We start from the raw sequence: 14,982 nt of genomic DNA on the forward strand, positions 1-14,982 counted from the left end.
ACGAGAGCCCGCACATGTGTGAACTACTGGGCATGAGCGCCAACGTGCCGACCGATATCGTGTTCAGCTTCACCGGGCTGATGCAGCGCGGTGGTCGAACCGGGCCGCACCGCGATGGCTGGGGCATTGCCTTCTACGAAGGGCGCGGCTTGCGTCTGTTCCAAGACCCGGCGGCCAGCAGCGAGTCGGAAGTGGCGAATCTGGTGCAGCGCTATCCGATCAAGAGCGAAGTGGTGATCGGTCATATCCGTCAGGCCAACGTCGGCAAGGTCTGCCTGTCCAACACCCACCCGTTCGTCCGCGAACTGTGGGGGCGCAACTGGTGCTTTGCGCACAATGGCCAGCTTGCCGATTTCACCCCGATCAAGAGTTTCTACCGCCCGGTCGGCGACACCGACAGCGAAGCAGCGTTCTGCGATTTGCTCAACCGCGTACGTGCAGCGTTTCCGGAACCGGTCGATATAGAGGTGCTGCTGCCGGATCTGGTCGCCGCGTGCGCCGAATACCGCAGCAAAGGCGTGTTCAACTGCCTGCTCAGCGACGGCGACTGGCTGTTCTGCTATTGCTCGACCAAACTGGCACAGATCACCCGTCGCGCACCGTTCGGCCCGGCGCGGCTCAAGGACGTCGATGTGATCGTCGATTTCCAGGCCGAAACCACGCCCAACGATGTGGTCACGGTGATTGCCACCGAACCGCTGACCGAAAATGAAACCTGGACCCGCTACGAACCGGGCCAATGGAGCCTGTGGCGACGCGGCGAATGCGTCAGCCAGGGCACGACCGAATAAAGGATCTCTCCTCGATGTTGCTCAGTTATCTACGGCTGGTGTTGTTTGCGGCGGGCCTGTTGATCGGTGTCCAGGTGCCTGGCTTCATCAACGATTACGCCAAGCGGGTCGAAGCGCACCTGATCGAGGCGCAGACCGGCCTGCGCGGTTTCCAGGGCACCGCCGAGCAGTTCTTCAAAGGTGATCTGCAGGCGCTGGTCGCTCACTATCGCGCCAGCGAAGACCCGGTGTTTCGCAGTGATGCCGACAGCCTGAGCACCTTGCTCAACCGTCAGCTGGCGCTGGACAAGCAATTCCAGGCGATGCAGGGCCCGTGGTACATCCGCTTCCTGCAAGTGGTGCTGGCCGCCGACCCGGACATCCGCAAGGAAACCTGGAACGGCTACAGCTACCAGATCCTGCTGACGCCGGAAGCGATGATCTGGGGCATGAGCGGCGCGCTGCTGCTGTCGTTCGGCCTTGAATGCCTGTTCCGTCTGATCGACTGGGTGGTGCTGGGCGGCAAGCGCCTGCGCCAGAGCCGGCCGATCGAAGACCGGGATGTGCGCGGGTTGTAAGCTTCGATGCATCGTTCCCACGCAGTGGGAACGATCAACTTAAAGCGATGTAATCCTTGCCGACCTTGCGCGCATACCCCTCCAGCACCTGCTGACACAACGTCACAATCTCTTCGACCCATTCCACACCGACCCGCCACGACACCACCACCTGCAGATTCGGCGGACGCTGTTCGATGTCGAGCAGGGTCAGTTCGCCCCGCGCCAGTTCCTCGGCCACCAGCACCGGCGGCAACGCGCCAATGCCGAATCCGTCGCGCAACAGCCGGGTGATCGCCGACACCGAATTCACACAGTTCAACCGTGGCGCCAGCACGCCCTGGGCCTGCATCAGCGCCAGAATGTCCTGATGCGGCCGGGAGTTTTTCGAGTAGGTGATGATCCGTTCCTGCGCCAGGTCGGCGAGGTTTTGATAGTCGCGGTTGTAAATCGAATGGCTGGCGACGATCCAGCCGATGGGGTGACTGGCCAGCTCCAGGCTGCGCACGCTTTCCTGGCGCACCAGATCGGTTTGCAGGATCAGATCGAGAAAGCCTTTTTGCAGCTGATCGCAGAGGTTCAGCGAGGTATCCGCCACCAGCTCGATTTCCACTCGCGGGTACAGATCGGTCATCTGCGCCACCAACGGGCTGAGCCAGGTGTGGATCACGGTATCCATCACCCCGATGCGCACCCGGCCGACCTTGCTCGATCGGGTCTCGATCGACTGTTTCAGCGCCTGCATCGTGTCGAGCATCTGCTCGGCATAGTCCAGCACTTTCAAACCTTCCGGCGTCAGGCTGACACCGCGTGAATCGCGCAGAAACAGCTTCACCCCGAGCTCGCCTTCGAGCACCGCGATCCGGCTGGAAATCGAGGCCTGGGTGGTGAACAGCTTGTCGGCGGTCAGGCGAAAACTTTTCAGCCGAGCGACCCAGACGAAGGTTTCGAGAAACTTCAGGTTCATGGCAACAAATTTTTCTTATGTCTTGGGCGGGTTTTTATTCGTTGGACGCGACCGGGTGACGCACCCAAGAATCGACGCATCCGGTTCCCACGATAGGCGTCGTAGGAGCTTCGAACAAGACCAATAAAAGCCTGCGGAGACATGCCATGAGTGCGCCCGACACCCTCGACCTCCCCAAGACTGCGGCCCGTCCCGGCCCGTTCGACTGGTATCGCAACATCAATCAGCAGGAGCGCCGGACCTTCTGGAGCTGCAAGATCGGCTACGGTCTGGACGGCATGGACACCCAGATGCTCAGCTTCGTGGTGCCGACCCTGATCGCGATGTGGGGCATCACCACCGGCGAAGCCGGCCTGATCCACACCAGCACCCTGATCGCTTCGGCCATCGGCGGTTGGGTGGCGGGAATTCTCTCCGACCGCATCGGCCGCGTCCGCACCCTGCAGCTGACGGTGCTGTGGTTCGCCTTCTTCACTTTCCTTTGCGGCTTCGCCCAGAACTACGAACAGCTGTTGATCGCCCGCACTCTGATGGGCTTCGGTTTCGGCGGTGAATGGACTGCCGGCGCGGTGCTGATCGGCGAAGTGATCCGCGCCAAGGACCGCGGCAAGGCGGTGGGCATGGTGCAATCCGGCTGGGCGCTGGGTTGGGGGCTGACGGCGATTCTGTACGCGCTGCTGTTCTCGGTACTGCCGCCGGAAGACGCCTGGCGCGCACTGTTCATCCTCGGCATCGTGCCGGCGGTGTTCGTGATTTTCGTCCGCCGTCTGGTGAAAGATCCTGAGATCTACCGCGAAGCCAAGGCCAAACAAACCCCGCAAAGCCCGTCGAAGTTTTACGAGATCTTCGCCCCCGGCATGCTCTTCACCACGTTCCGCGCCTCGCTGCTCACCACGGGCGCCCTCGGCGGTTACTACGCGATCACCTCCTGGCTGCCGACTTTTCTGAAGAACGAGCGCGGCTTGAGCGTACTCGGCACCGGCGGTTATCTGGCGATGGTGATCATCGGCTCCTACGTCGGTTATGTGATCAGCGCCTATTTGACCGACCTGTTGGGGCGCAAGAAGAACTTCATCCTGTTCGCGGTCGGCTCGTTCACCATCGTTCTGCTCTATACGCAATTGCCGGTCAGCAACGGCGTGATGCTGTGGCTGGGCTTTCCGCTGGGCTTCTTTGCCTCGGGAATTTTCAGTGGCATGGGGGCGTTTCTGACTGAGTTGTTTCCGACGCGGATTCGCGGCTCGGGGCAGGGCTTCTGCTACAACATCGGCCGGGCGCTGGCGGCGTTGTTCCCGCTGCTGATCGGGTTGCTCAGCCAGAAAGTACCGCTGAGTGTAGGCATCGGTGCCTTTGCGGCAGTGTCCTACGGCGTGGTGATCCTTGCGGCATTGAGCCTGCCGGAAACCCGTGGCAAGCAACTGGACGCGCAGTAACTGATAACCTGCGACAACGTCCTACGATAAAAAAAGACCAAAGCTACAGGAGTGTTCACCGTGAGCCGCCTGCTATTGAACTGTGACATCGGCGAGAGCTTCGGCAGCTGGACCATGGGTCTGGACGCGGAAGTCATGCCCTTCATCGATTGCGCCAACATTGCCTGCGGTTTCCATGCCGGCGATCCGGGCATCATGCGCAAGACCGTCAGCCTGGCCCTGAGCCATGGCGTGCAGATCGGCGCGCATCCGGCCTATCAGGATCTGGTGGGGTTCGGCCGACGTTCCATGGCCTACACCGCCCAGGAACTGCAAGATATCCTGCATTACCAGATCGGCGCCCTCGACGGCATCTGTCGTGCCCAGGGCGGGCGGGTGAGTTACGTCAAACCCCACGGCGCGATGTACAACGACATGATGGCCAACCCGGCGCAGTTGCGAGCGGTGATTCAGGCCGTCGCGGCTTACGATCGCAGCTTGCCGCTGATGCTGATGGCCACCCGCGATAACACGGCGGCGCAACAGCTCGGCGACGAATACGGCGTGACCCTCTGGTTTGAAGCCTTCGCCGACCGTGCCTACGACAGCGCCGGCCGGCTGGTCTCGCGACAACTGCCCGGCGCAGTGCACCACGACTCCGAAACCATCATCGGGCAGGCGCTGACCATCGCCCGTGGTGACAATCTCACGGCCAGCGACGGCAGCGCGCTGCACCTGCAAGCCAACACCTTGTGCGTGCATGGTGACAACGCCAGTTCAGTGGCCGCCGTGCAACGCATTCGTCAGGCCCTGAACGAGCAGAGCGCGCCATGAATCCGCGGGTGGAAGTGGTGGCGCTGGATTGCCTGATGCTGCGGCTGTTCGATGAAATCGCCGAAGCCAACATGCCGTGGATGCTCGCCGCCAGTGAGCGGTTGCGCACGGTGTTCGGCGCACATCTGATCGATCTGGTGCCGTCGTACACCACGTTGATGGTGCATTACGATCTGACCGCGTTGAGCCCGAATCAGGCGCGGGAGTTGATCGCCGAAGCGCTGATAGACCTGTCGCCGAATGCGCACACCGGCGGCCAGTGCCATGTGCTGCCGGTCTGGTACGACCTGAGTGTCGGCCCGGAATTGAGCCTGCTGTCAAAACGCAGCGGTTTGTCGGTGGAAGAAGTGATCCGCCGTCACAGTGCCCGGGAATATCAGGTGTTCGCGCTCGGATTCGCACCGGGGTTTGCCTTCATGGGGCTGGTGGAAGAAGTCCTCGCGGCACCGCGTCTGAATACCCCGCGCAAGAAGGTCGCTGCCGGCAGTGTCGGTATCGCCGAGCGCCAGACCGCGGCGTATCCGGTGGTGTCTCCCGGCGGCTGGAACCTGATCGGTCGCACGCCGGCAAAACTGTTCGACCGTGAACGCGATGGCTACAGCCTCATGCAGCCCGGCGATACCGTACGTTTCGAAGCGGTGAGCCATGCCGAATTCATCCGCCTCGGTGGTGACGACACGCCTCTGGAGGTCCTTGCATGAGCCGACTGACGATTGAAGCGAGCACACCGCTGTGCCTGTTGCAGGATGCCGGGCGATTCGGTGTGCGCCATCTGGGCGTGACCCAGGGCGGCGCGGCGGACTGGCGGTCGATGGCCTGGGCCAACTGGCTGCTGGGCAATGGCCTGGATGTGCCGGTGATCGAAATTACCCTCGGTGGGTTTGCAGTGGTGGCGGAGGAGGATTGTCTGCTCGCGCTGGCCGGTGCCGATCTGGGTGCGCAGATTGACGGTGAGGCGTTGGCGCCGTGGCACAGTTTCAAACTGCGCAAAGGGCAGACCTTGAAGTTCACCCAGCCGGTGCTGGGGGCGCGGGCCTATGTGGCGGCGCCCGGTGGTTTCAGTGCGCCGAAAGTGCTGGGTAGCAGCGCCACGGTGGTACGTGAGGCGCTTGGCGGTCTTGATGGTTTTGGCTTGCCGCTGGCCAAGGGCGCTTCGCTGAGTTATCAGGGCGAAACCCTATTGGTGCGTGAGGTTCCGGCGGAGCATCGACCGGACCTGCGCCTCGACGCGCCGCTCGATCTGGTGCTCGGCGCGCAGATCGGTCAGTTCAGCGGGCAGAGCCTGTTCGATGCCTTCAACCGTGCATGGACGCTGGACAGTCGTGCCGACCGAATGGGCATTCGGTTGCTGGGGACGGCGTTGCAGTATCAGGGCAAACCGATGATTTCCGAGGGCATTCCGCTGGGCGCGGTGCAGGTGCCGCCGGACGGGCAGCCGATCGTGTTGCTCAATGACCGGCAGACGATTGGCGGCTATCCGCGATTGGGAGCGTTGACGCCGTTGGCACTGGCGCGTCTGGCGCAGTGTCTGCCGGGGGCGAAGGTCAGATTGCGCCCGGTGGTACAGGACGTCGCGCACCGGGAGCATATCGAGTATCTGAAGCGCTTCTGATCATTTCCCCCGCCGCTGGCGGGGGAGCCATTGCGGATTACTTGGACAGAAACCGCATCCCTTCTTCCAGTCCGCGCAACGTCAGCGGATACATCTGGTCCTCGATCAAATCCCGCACGATGTTGGTCGACGAGGTGTAGCCCCACGTATCTTTCGGGTACGGATTGATCCAGATGAGCTTCTTGTACTTCTCCATGAAGCGCTGCATCCACACGTAACCCGGCTCTTCGTTCCAGTGCTCGACGCTGCCGCCGGCCTGGGTGATTTCATAAGGCGCCATGGCCGCGTCGCCGATGAAGATCACTTTGTAGTCGGCGCCGTACTTGTGCAGCAAGTCCTGGGTCGAGGTGCGCTCGGAGGTGCGGCGCATGTTGTTCTTCCACACCGATTCATAAATGAAGTTGTGGAAGTAGAAGTACTCCAGATGCTTGAACTCGGTCTTGCAGGCCGAGAACAGTTCCTCGCAGATCTTCACATGGGCGTCCATCGAGCCGCCGATGTCGAACAGCAGCAGCAGCTTCACCGTGTTACGCCGTTCCGGGCGCATCTGGATGTTCAGCAGCCCGGCGTCCTTTGCGGTGTGGTCGATGGTGCCATCGATGTCCAGTTCTTCCGCCGCGCCCTGGCGCGCGAATTTGCGCAGGCGGCGCAGGGCGACCTTGATGTTGCGGGTGCCCAGCTCCACGGAGTCGTCGAGGTTCTTGTACTCGCGCTGATCCCAGACTTTCACCGCTTTGCCCTGGCGCTTGCCGGCGTCGCCGACCCGGATGCCTTCCGGGTTGAAACCGCCGGAGCCGAACGGGCTGGTGCCGCCGGTGCCGATCCATTTGTTGCCGCCGGCGTGGCGCTCCTTCTGTTCTTCCAGGCGTTTCTTGAACTCTTCGATCAGCTTGTCCAGACCGCCGAGGGACTGGATCTGTGCGCGTTCCTCGTCGGTCAGCGAGCGCTCGAATTCCTTGCGCAACCAGTCTTCGGGAATCAGCGCCTGCAGGTGATCGTCGAGCTTTTCCAGGCCGTTGAAGTAGGCGCCGAACGCACGGTCGAACTTGTCGAAATGCCGTTCGTCCTTGACCAGGATCGCCCGGGACAAGTAGTAGAACTCGTCCATGTCGGCGAAGGTCACGCGCTGTTTCAGCGCGTTGATCAGGTCGAGCAGCTCGCGCACCGACACCGGTACCTTGGCTGCACGCATTTCATTGAACAGGTTGAGCAACATGGCATCAGCCTCTTAGCGGGTGCCGCGACGGCTCATGAACGCCAGGCGCTCAAGCAGTTGCACGTCCTGTTCGTTCTTCACCAGCGCACCGGCCAGCGGCGGGATGGCTTTGGTCGGATCGCGTTCGCGCAGCACCGCTTCGCCGATGTTGTCGGCCATCAGCAGTTTCAGCCAGTCGACCAGTTCAGAGGTCGACGGCTTCTTTTTCAGGCCCGGGACCTTGCGCACGTCGAAGAACACGTCCAGCGCTTCGCTGACCAGGTCTTTCTTGATGTCCGGGTAGTGAACATCGACGATTTTCTGCAGGGTGGTGCGGTCCGGGAAGGCGATGTAATGGAAGAAGCAGCGGCGCAGGAAGGCGTCCGGCAGCTCTTTCTCGTTGTTGGAGGTAATGATGATGATCGGACGTTTCTTGGCCTTGATGGTCTCGTCGATCTCGTAAACGTAGAACTCCATCTTGTCGAGTTCTTGCAGCAGGTCGTTGGGGAACTCGATGTCGGCCTTGTCGATTTCGTCGATCAGCAGGATGACCCGCTCTTCGGACTCGAACGCTTCCCAGAGCTTGCCTTTCTTCAGGTAGTTGCGCACGTCGTGGACTTTTTCATTGCCCAGTTGCGAGTCGCGCAGACGGCTGACCGCATCGTACTCGTACAGGCCCTGATGGGCCTTGGTGGTGGACTTGATGTGCCAGGTGATCAGCTTGGCGCCGAACGATTCGGCCAGTTGCTCGGCGAGCATGGTCTTGCCGGTGCCCGGTTCGCCCTTGACCAGCAGCGGCCGCTCCAGGGTGATGGCGGCGTTGACCGCCAGCTTCAGGTCATCGGTGGCGACGTAGGCCTGGGTGCCTTCGAACTTCATCTGCTAATCCTCGAACGGTAACGCCGACCTGAACGGGCAGGGCGGGGGCGAAATAATCGGATGCCCGACTATAACGCGCAGCCCGGTCGACTGTGAACGCAGACGGCTTATTCAGTCTCTGAATGGGGCGTCACATGTTGACTCAGTTTCGGCACGAGGCCAGTATTCAGGTATCGCCAATTTGGCGATAGCCTTCGGGCATGACTACCAAATACCGATTTCGCGAAAAATACCGCATTCAGTTGCGCGAGAAGGATCACCCGCCACCCCATGTTCACCTGACCGGTGGCGGAGTGGATGTGATGCTGAGCCTGGAAACCGTCGAGGTCATGATGGGCAAGGCACCGCCACTGATCGTCAAGGAAGCGTTGGAGTGGGTTTCGGCCCATCAGACGCAATTGCTGGAGGACTGGAAACGATGTTACTCATGAAGCGGCCGCGGCTGGCGGCAGTGCAGGCTCTTGGCGATGCTTGTCTGTCGCTGACCTTTATCGACGGACAACAGATGAACCTGGACTTGAGCCGCGATCTGCAAACCTATCCGGGGCTCGCTCCGCTACTGGACGCTGAAGTCTTCGCAACCGCTGAGTTGGGTGACGACGGCTGGAGCGTGGAGTGGCTGGAACCGGATATCCAGATTGGTGCCGATACCTTGTACCGGGACGCGCTCGCGCAAAATGCGCCGGACGAAAACACACGGATTTTCATGGATTGGCGCGCTCGAACCGGTTTACCGTTGAATGAGGCAGCCGAAGCGTTGGGTGTCAGCGCTCGCAGCATCAGTCGCTACAGTAATGGCCGGGAAGCCGTGCCCAGGTCATTGGCCCTGGCCTGTCTGGGTTGGGATTCGCTGCAGGAAAAACCTGCACTGATCGCGGCAGAGGATACCGGGCGCTACATCGTCAACCGAAAAACTTAGCCCGCATCCGGCTTCGGCCGTTCATACCGGGCATTGAAGGCCTGAATGAATCCGTTGCGCAAAATCTGCAAAAACGCTTCGAACGCGCTGATATCTTGCTGGTGCACGCTGCCACTGAGTTCGACGCGGGTGGCGAACTGGTTCTTGCCCTGGTTTTTCAGCACGGTTTCGGTGCCGCCGACCAGTGCTTCCCAGATCGAGCGGAAGATGCCCTTGTTCTTGTTCTCGACATCCTGCTGCCAGTTGAACACGTCGACGTCGCGCAGCAGCGGTTTGATGTAGCCCTTGAGCTGGCCCTTGTTGGCGGCGGCTTCGATGACCACATCGCCGTGGCCGGCGTTGAAGTCGAATTTGCCGTAGGCCGAGGCGAAGTCGTTCATGCGCTTGAGTTCGAGGTCACGGGCACGCAGGCGGAACTCGAAATCCTCGAAGTTGCTTAACGGATCGAACGTGGCGGAGGTCTCCAGAGGTGCCTGACCGAGCAGCAGGGCCTTGCCCTCGAAGCTGGCATCGCGCTTGCCCTTGTTGTCCACGACGTTGGTCAGGTTGTAAATGCTCGCCTCAACGTTGGTGGCGTTCATGTTCACCGGTGGTTTGGAGTTGAAGTTGCGAAAACTGATGCGCCCATCGTTGATCTGCACTTCGTCGAGGGTGATCGGCAGCAGCTTGCCCAGTTGGGCGCGCCAGTCGGTGCCTTTACCGGTCTGGGAATTTTGCTTGTTGGCACCACCATCGACGAAGTTCACTTGTGGCTTGAAGAACTTCACCTGCGCCACCACCGCATGGTCGTACCACAGCGAGTGCCAGCTGACGGACAGGTCGACCAGCGGCGCATCGACGAACGGCACCGGCACTTTGCCGTCGACCTTGACGATTTTCAGGCCGTTGATCTTGTAGGCCCCGCGCCAGAGCGCCAGATCGACGTCGGTGATCTGGCCGCGGTAGTCGCCCATGTTGGCCAGTTTCTCATTCAGGTAGTCGCGCACGAGGTAGGGCAGGGCGATGTGCAGGGCGACCAGCAACACCACGATGGTGGCGACAATCCATAACGGCCAGCGGTAGCGACGCTTCATGGCAACAAATCCCGAACGGTGTAAAGCGATTGACTGCCGCCTGCAGCAGACGTTCGGCCCGACTGGACTGAGGAGGTCAACAGGCTTACCTTGGAGCGCTGAATTCAACGCTGCACAAGGACCCAGCCATGAGCCGTATTTTTGCTGACAACGCCCATTCCATCGGCAACACGCCGCTGGTGCAGATCAACCGCATCGCGCCCCGTGGCGTGACCATTCTGGCCAAGATCGAAGGTCGCAACCCGGGCTACTCGGTCAAGTGCCGGATCGGCGCCAACATGATCTGGGACGCCGAAAGCAGCGGCAAACTCAAGCCGGGCATGACCATCGTCGAGCCGACTTCGGGCAATACCGGCATCGGCCTGGCCTTCGTGGCGGCCGCTCGCGGTTACAAATTGCTGCTGACCATGCCGGCCTCGATGAGCATCGAACGGCGCAAGGTGCTCAAGGCGCTGGGCGCCGAACTGGTGCTGACCGAACCCGCCAAGGGCATGAAAGGCGCGATCGAAAAGGCCGCGGAAATCGTCGCCAGTGATGCAGGCAAATATTTCATGCCGGCCCAGTTCGATAACCCGGCCAACCCGGCCATCCACGAAAAGACCACCGGCCCGGAAATCTGGAACGACACCGACGGTGCCATCGACGTGCTGGTGGCGGGCGTCGGCACTGGCGGAACCATCACCGGTGTATCGCGGTATATCAAGAATACGGCGGGCAAGCCGATCATCTCGGTGGCTGTGGAGCCGGTGTCTTCGCCGGTGATCACCCAAGCCCTGGCCGGTGAGGAGATCAAGCCGAGCCCCCACAAGATTCAGGGTATCGGTGCCGGTTTTGTGCCGAAGAACCTGGACCTGTCGATGGTCGACCGGGTCGAGCGCGTCACCGACGAAGAATCCAAGGTCATGGCGCTGCGTCTGATGCAGGAAGAGGGGATTCTGTGCGGCATCTCCTGCGGTGCGGCGATGGCTGTGGCGGTGCGCCTGGCGGAAACCCCGGAAATGCAGGGCAAGACCATCGTGGTGGTACTGCCGGACTCCGGTGAACGTTATCTGTCGAGCATGTTGTTCAGCGATCTGTTCACCGATCAGGAGAACCAGCAGTAAGCGGCCCGTTGATTCAGGTCAGCCCTGGTTCAGGAGCGCTATGCTAATTAGTGCTTTGTTGCGCAATTCTTAACACTGAATCTTGGGTTGGGCGGGTTTTTCCCGGAGCCGGTAGTGTTTATCATGGCCGGCCGCCATGTCGGGTAAATGACAGGGCGTGGCGTTGTTTTTTTTCAAGGAGTCGTTGATGACCTTTTCGTTGGCCGCCAAGGTATCGGTGTTGCTGCTTTTCGTGAGCAGCATCCTCTACGTGCATTTGCGCGGCAAGGCGCGTCTGCCGGTGCTGCGCCAGTTCGTCAACCATTCGGCGCTGTTCGCTCCGTACAACGCCTTGATGTACCTGTTTTCCGGCGTGCCGTCCAAACCTTACCTGGACCGCAGCAAGTTCCCGGAACTGGACGTGCTGCGCGACAATTGGGAAACCATCCGCGACGAAGCGATGCATCTGTTCGACGAGGGCTACATTCGCGCCGCCGAGAAGAACAACGACGCCGGTTTCGGCTCGTTCTTCAAGAAGGGCTGGAAGCGTTTCTACCTCAAGTGGTACGACAAACCGCTGCCCTCGGCCGAGACCCTGTGCCCGAAAACCGTGGCACTGGTGAGCGCCATTCCCAACGTCAAGGGTGCGATGTTCGCGTTGTTGCCGGGCGGCAGCCACTTGAACCCGCACCGTGATCCGTTCGCCGGTTCCCTGCGTTATCACCTGGGGCTGTCGACGCCCAACTCCGACGATTGCCGGATCTTCGTTGACGGTCAGGTTTACGCCTGGCGTGACGGTGAAGACGTGATGTTCGACGAGACTTACGTGCACTGGGTCAAGAACGAAACCGAACAGACCCGCGTCATCCTGTTCTGCGACGTCGAGCGTCCGCTGAGCAACCGCCTCATGACCCGCATCAACCGCGCCATCAGCGCCTGGCTGGGCCGTGCCACCGCCCCGCAGAACCTCGACGACGAGCGCGTCGGCGGGATCAACCGGGCCTATGCCTGGACCAAGAACTTCAGCGACCGGTTCAGCGGTGTGGTTAAACAGTGGAAACGCCGCAATCCAAAGGCCTACCGCGTAATGCGGCCGGTGCTGGCGGTGGTGGTGTTGACGTTGCTGGGGTATTGGCTGTTTGGTTGAGGCTTGATGCAGACGTGTAAAAAAACCGCTCCTTGTGAGCGGTTTTTTATGCGGGGAAGATAAAGGATGCGCCGGCGAGGACACTTCCCGGCTCTTCCGCTGCTGGATTAGCAAATGCCTCTCTGATTCGGAGTAACTCCCTTTCAGATAATTCTCCAGCAGAGAGCTTTCCTTTGGCCCTGATCGATTTGGCGCCTGGCGCTTTGTTCTCAGCGACAGCTTTCATGGCGTCTCCACTATGATCATTGCAATTGCAAACGAGCCTATGCGCCTGCCTCTCCAAGTCATTGCAATCCATGTCGCAGGCTGGTTATAGTCGGCGCTCGTGAGTCCCACTACTCACCTTCCATCCCTTCAAAAAAGATCAGCCCAGATGCCTGCATCCCTCATCAACGCGGTAGTCGATTCAGCGGTCAACGCTGGCGTCGTGCCGTGCGGGAATCAGCAGCCTGTGCAGATCAGTCATTTCCCTCCACCTGTCAGTAGCACGCCGGTGTGCGCAGTCGTATCACCGCCGGGCGTTGGTGTTTCGGGCTGATCAGCGTTTTCTGCTGACCCCTGTGCCCGCCTGAAAAAACCTACTGAATTTCAGCTTCGGCTGAGTTGGCTATTTGCCTGACTACAGGTGGTATTCATGTTTGTCCTTTCGAAAAAGTCCGCGCTCGCGGCGGCGTCCACGAGCCTGTTCGTTCTGCTGTGGAGCAGCGGGGCGATCTTCTCCAAGTGGGGACTGGCCCACGCCTCGCCCTTTGCCTTTCTGCTGATCCGTTTTGTGATCGCCCTGTGCGGGCTGGTGCTGCTGGCGCCGTTGCTCAAGCTGAAATTGCCCAAGGGCGGCCAGCCGATGCTGTACGCGATGGCCACCGGCGTGGTGCTGTTGGGGGCTTATCAGATCTTCTATCTGCTGGCGCTGGACCTGAAAGTCACGCCCGGGGTGATGGCGACCATCATGGGCGTGCAGCCGATCCTCACGGTGGTGATCATGGAGCGGCAGCGCTCGGCGAGCCGGATGTTTGGTCTGGCGCTGGGGCTGGCGGGTCTGATCATGGTGGTTTATCAGGGCATCGGTCTGGCCGGGATGTCACTGGCGGGGATGTTGTTCGGGCTGCTGGCGCTGGCGAGCATGACCTTCGGCTCGATCATGCAGAAGCGCATCACCGACAATCCCCTCGGCACGCTGCCGGTGCAGTACCTGGCCGGTCTGTTGCTGTGCGGGATTTTCGTGCCGTTCCAGCCGTTCCACTTCGAGCACAACGCCGGTTTCATCGTGCCGGTGTTATGGATGGGACTGGTGGTTTCCGTGCTGGCGACGTTGCTGCTGTATCGACTGATCGCCCGGGGCAATCTGGTGAATGTCACCAGTCTGTTCTATCTGGTGCCTGCCGTGACCGCGGTGATGGACTACCTGATCTTCGGCAATCGCCTGGCGGCGTTGAGCGTGCTGGGGATGCTGTTGATCATTGTCGGACTGGTATTCGTGTTCCGTAAATCGGCGTAACAGCCACAAATGAAAAAGGCCCGGGAGGAAACTCCCGGGCCTTTTTGCATCTGTCGATCAGCGGGTCGCGGCTTCTACCGGTTTCACTGTCGCCGGCTTCAGTACCAGCCATAGCGCAATCGCGATCAACACCCCGCCGTACACGTGGGCCATCGACAGCGGTTCATCCAGAAACAGCGCCCCCCACAACACGCCGAATGGCGGGATCATGAAGGTCACAGTCATCGATTTCACCGGCCCGATGGAGCTCAGCAGGCGGAAATAAATGATGTAGGCAAACGCAGTGCAGCCCAGACCCAGGCCCAACAGCGACAGCCAGACATTCCAGCCACCCCAGCTCACCGGTGGCTGGGTGATGACGCTGTAGCCGAACAGCGGCAGCAGGAACAGCGTCGCACCGAGCATGCTGCCCAACGCCGACAGACGGCTGTCGAGCCCGCCGGCCTGATCCAGCCAGCGCCGGGCGAGGAAGCCGGCGAAGCCGTAGCAGGTCGTTGCGAGCAGGCAGGCGACAGCGCCCATCAACAGCGGCAGATCGAACGCGACCGGGCCGGCGCGGGTCAGCACACCCACGCCGAGCAGACCAAGGAAAACTCCGGCCAGCTTGGCCGCCGTTAGTTTTTCACTGAAGAACAGCCCGCCGATCAATACGCCCATCAGTGGCGTGGTGGCATTGAAGATCGCGGAGTACCCGGCGGGCAGTACCTGGGCTGCGACGGAGTACAGGGTGGCCGGAACGCCGGAGTTGATCACGCCCAGCATCATCACGGTCTTGAGCTTGCCTTTGAAATCCCAGTTGATGCGCATCAGACCAAGGATCACCAGCAAACCGACGGCCGCGATCGAGACCCGGAAAAAACCGGTAGGAACGGTGCCGATCGCGGGGGCGATGATGCGCATGAACAGGAAGCTCGCACCCCAGATCGCAGCCAGCGACAACATGCGGAAAATATCGACAGGGCTCACGGGCAACTCCTTCCTTGATGGGGACGAGAGTGTTGCCGAGCGCCCTGACGATGGCAACCGCCAAACGGGCA

The 14,982-nt window shown here is 60.8% G+C and carries 17 protein-coding genes; 11 read left to right on the top strand and 6 right to left on the bottom strand.

What is annotated here, in order from left to right; all coding sequences use genetic code 11:
- The first annotated feature begins 14 nt into the window (after positions 1 to 14).
- Both ACSPX5_RS02100 and ACSPX5_RS02105 read left to right on the top strand, forming a co-directional pair.
- A complete protein-coding gene (locus tag ACSPX5_RS02100; protein WP_025110635.1) occupies positions 15 to 791 on the top strand; it encodes a class II glutamine amidotransferase in 777 nt (258 codons plus the stop codon).
- 14 nt (positions 792 to 805) lie between these two features.
- Positions 806 to 1,348 (top strand): DUF2937 family protein, encoded by a 543-nt coding sequence (locus ACSPX5_RS02105; protein ID WP_085710286.1) that lies wholly within the window; start codon positions 806 to 808, stop codon positions 1,346 to 1,348.
- Between the two features lie 34 nt (positions 1,349 to 1,382).
- On the opposite strand, the gene ACSPX5_RS02110 is transcribed toward ACSPX5_RS02105, so the two are convergent.
- Positions 1,383 to 2,294 carry a LysR family transcriptional regulator gene (locus tag ACSPX5_RS02110; RefSeq protein WP_439820869.1) on the bottom strand — a complete coding sequence of 304 codons (912 nt, stop codon included), beginning with the start codon at positions 2,292 to 2,294 and terminating at the stop codon, positions 1,383 to 1,385.
- A gap of 146 nt (positions 2,295 to 2,440) precedes the next feature.
- On the opposite strand from ACSPX5_RS02110, the gene ACSPX5_RS02115 reads away from it, so the two are divergent.
- From ACSPX5_RS02115 to ACSPX5_RS02130, 4 genes are read left to right on the top strand one after another with little or no spacing between them, the layout of a single operon-like run.
- A complete protein-coding gene (locus ACSPX5_RS02115; protein ID WP_207867192.1) occupies positions 2,441 to 3,727 on the top strand; it encodes an MFS transporter in 1,287 nt (428 codons plus the stop codon).
- A 60-nt stretch (positions 3,728 to 3,787) separates the two neighbouring features.
- Positions 3,788 to 4,540: a 5-oxoprolinase subunit PxpA gene (locus ACSPX5_RS02120; RefSeq protein WP_439820870.1), complete on the top strand. Its 753-nt coding sequence runs from the start codon at positions 3,788 to 3,790 to the stop codon at positions 4,538 to 4,540.
- Positions 4,537 to 5,241, top strand: a complete 705-nt coding sequence (gene pxpB, locus ACSPX5_RS02125) for a 5-oxoprolinase subunit PxpB (RefSeq protein WP_323161613.1) — start codon at positions 4,537 to 4,539, stop codon at positions 5,239 to 5,241. Before ACSPX5_RS02120 ends, pxpB begins: the two co-directional genes overlap by 4 nt.
- Positions 5,238 to 6,152, top strand: coding sequence for a biotin-dependent carboxyltransferase family protein (locus ACSPX5_RS02130; protein ID WP_439820871.1), 915 nt, complete (start codon positions 5,238 to 5,240; stop codon positions 6,150 to 6,152). The genes pxpB and ACSPX5_RS02130 overlap by 4 nt, the downstream gene beginning before the upstream one ends.
- Positions 6,153 to 6,189: 37 nt before the next feature.
- On the opposite strand, the gene ACSPX5_RS02135 is transcribed toward ACSPX5_RS02130, so the two are convergent.
- Entirely contained in the window at positions 6,190 to 7,368 is a 1,179-nt protein-coding gene (locus ACSPX5_RS02135; RefSeq protein ID WP_007956512.1) for a vWA domain-containing protein, read from the bottom strand.
- A 12-nt stretch (positions 7,369 to 7,380) separates the two neighbouring features.
- Positions 7,381 to 8,226 carry an AAA family ATPase gene (locus tag ACSPX5_RS02140; RefSeq protein ID WP_007911294.1) on the bottom strand — a complete coding sequence of 282 codons (846 nt, stop codon included), beginning with the start codon at positions 8,224 to 8,226 and terminating at the stop codon, positions 7,381 to 7,383.
- Positions 8,227 to 8,426: 200 nt separating this feature from the next.
- Between ACSPX5_RS02140 and ACSPX5_RS02145 the strand changes: the two genes are divergently transcribed.
- Together ACSPX5_RS02145 and ACSPX5_RS02150 are read left to right on the top strand one after the other, a co-directional pair.
- Positions 8,427 to 8,657 carry a DUF4160 domain-containing protein gene (locus ACSPX5_RS02145; RefSeq protein ID WP_169429289.1) on the top strand — a complete coding sequence of 77 codons (231 nt, stop codon included), beginning with the start codon at positions 8,427 to 8,429 and terminating at the stop codon, positions 8,655 to 8,657.
- Complete coding sequence (locus ACSPX5_RS02150; RefSeq protein WP_169429290.1) at positions 8,645 to 9,145, top strand: helix-turn-helix domain-containing protein; 501 nt, start codon at positions 8,645 to 8,647, stop codon at positions 9,143 to 9,145. The genes ACSPX5_RS02145 and ACSPX5_RS02150 overlap by 13 nt, the downstream gene beginning before the upstream one ends.
- Here ACSPX5_RS02150 and ACSPX5_RS02155 read toward each other — a convergent pair.
- Complete coding sequence (locus tag ACSPX5_RS02155) at positions 9,142 to 10,218, bottom strand: DUF748 domain-containing protein (protein ID WP_439820872.1); 1,077 nt, start codon at positions 10,216 to 10,218, stop codon at positions 9,142 to 9,144. The two genes, ACSPX5_RS02150 and ACSPX5_RS02155, sit on opposite strands and share 4 nt — an antisense overlap.
- Before the next feature lie 128 nt (positions 10,219 to 10,346).
- Between ACSPX5_RS02155 and cysK the strand changes: the two genes are divergently transcribed.
- Together cysK and ACSPX5_RS02165 are read left to right on the top strand one after the other, a co-directional pair.
- Complete coding sequence (gene cysK, locus ACSPX5_RS02160; RefSeq protein ID WP_207867187.1) at positions 10,347 to 11,321, top strand: cysteine synthase A; 975 nt, start codon at positions 10,347 to 10,349, stop codon at positions 11,319 to 11,321.
- 187 nt (positions 11,322 to 11,508) lie between these two features.
- A complete protein-coding gene (locus ACSPX5_RS02165) occupies positions 11,509 to 12,447 on the top strand; it encodes an aspartyl/asparaginyl beta-hydroxylase domain-containing protein (protein ID WP_169429293.1) in 939 nt (312 codons plus the stop codon).
- 46 nt (positions 12,448 to 12,493) lie between these two features.
- Here the strand turns inward: ACSPX5_RS02165 and ACSPX5_RS02170 are convergent, their stop codons facing one another.
- Positions 12,494 to 12,673: a hypothetical protein gene (locus ACSPX5_RS02170; protein WP_439820873.1), complete on the bottom strand. Its 180-nt coding sequence runs from the start codon at positions 12,671 to 12,673 to the stop codon at positions 12,494 to 12,496.
- 408 nt (positions 12,674 to 13,081) lie between these two features.
- Here ACSPX5_RS02170 and ACSPX5_RS02175 point away from each other — a divergent pair, with 408 nt between their 5' ends.
- A complete protein-coding gene (locus tag ACSPX5_RS02175) occupies positions 13,082 to 13,945 on the top strand; it encodes a DMT family transporter (RefSeq protein ID WP_439820874.1) in 864 nt (287 codons plus the stop codon).
- Between the two features lie 57 nt (positions 13,946 to 14,002).
- Here ACSPX5_RS02175 and ACSPX5_RS02180 read toward each other — a convergent pair whose 3' ends face one another.
- On the bottom strand, positions 14,003 to 14,911 hold the full coding sequence (locus tag ACSPX5_RS02180) for a DMT family transporter (RefSeq protein WP_169429296.1): 909 nt from the start codon (positions 14,909 to 14,911) through the stop codon (positions 14,003 to 14,005).
- Between the last annotated feature and the right edge of the window lie 71 nt (positions 14,912 to 14,982).

Origin of the sequence: Pseudomonas sp. HLG18, assembly GCF_051903985.1 — a bacterium.
Lineage (GTDB): Bacteria > Pseudomonadota > Gammaproteobacteria > Pseudomonadales > Pseudomonadaceae > Aquipseudomonas > Aquipseudomonas fluorescens_BT.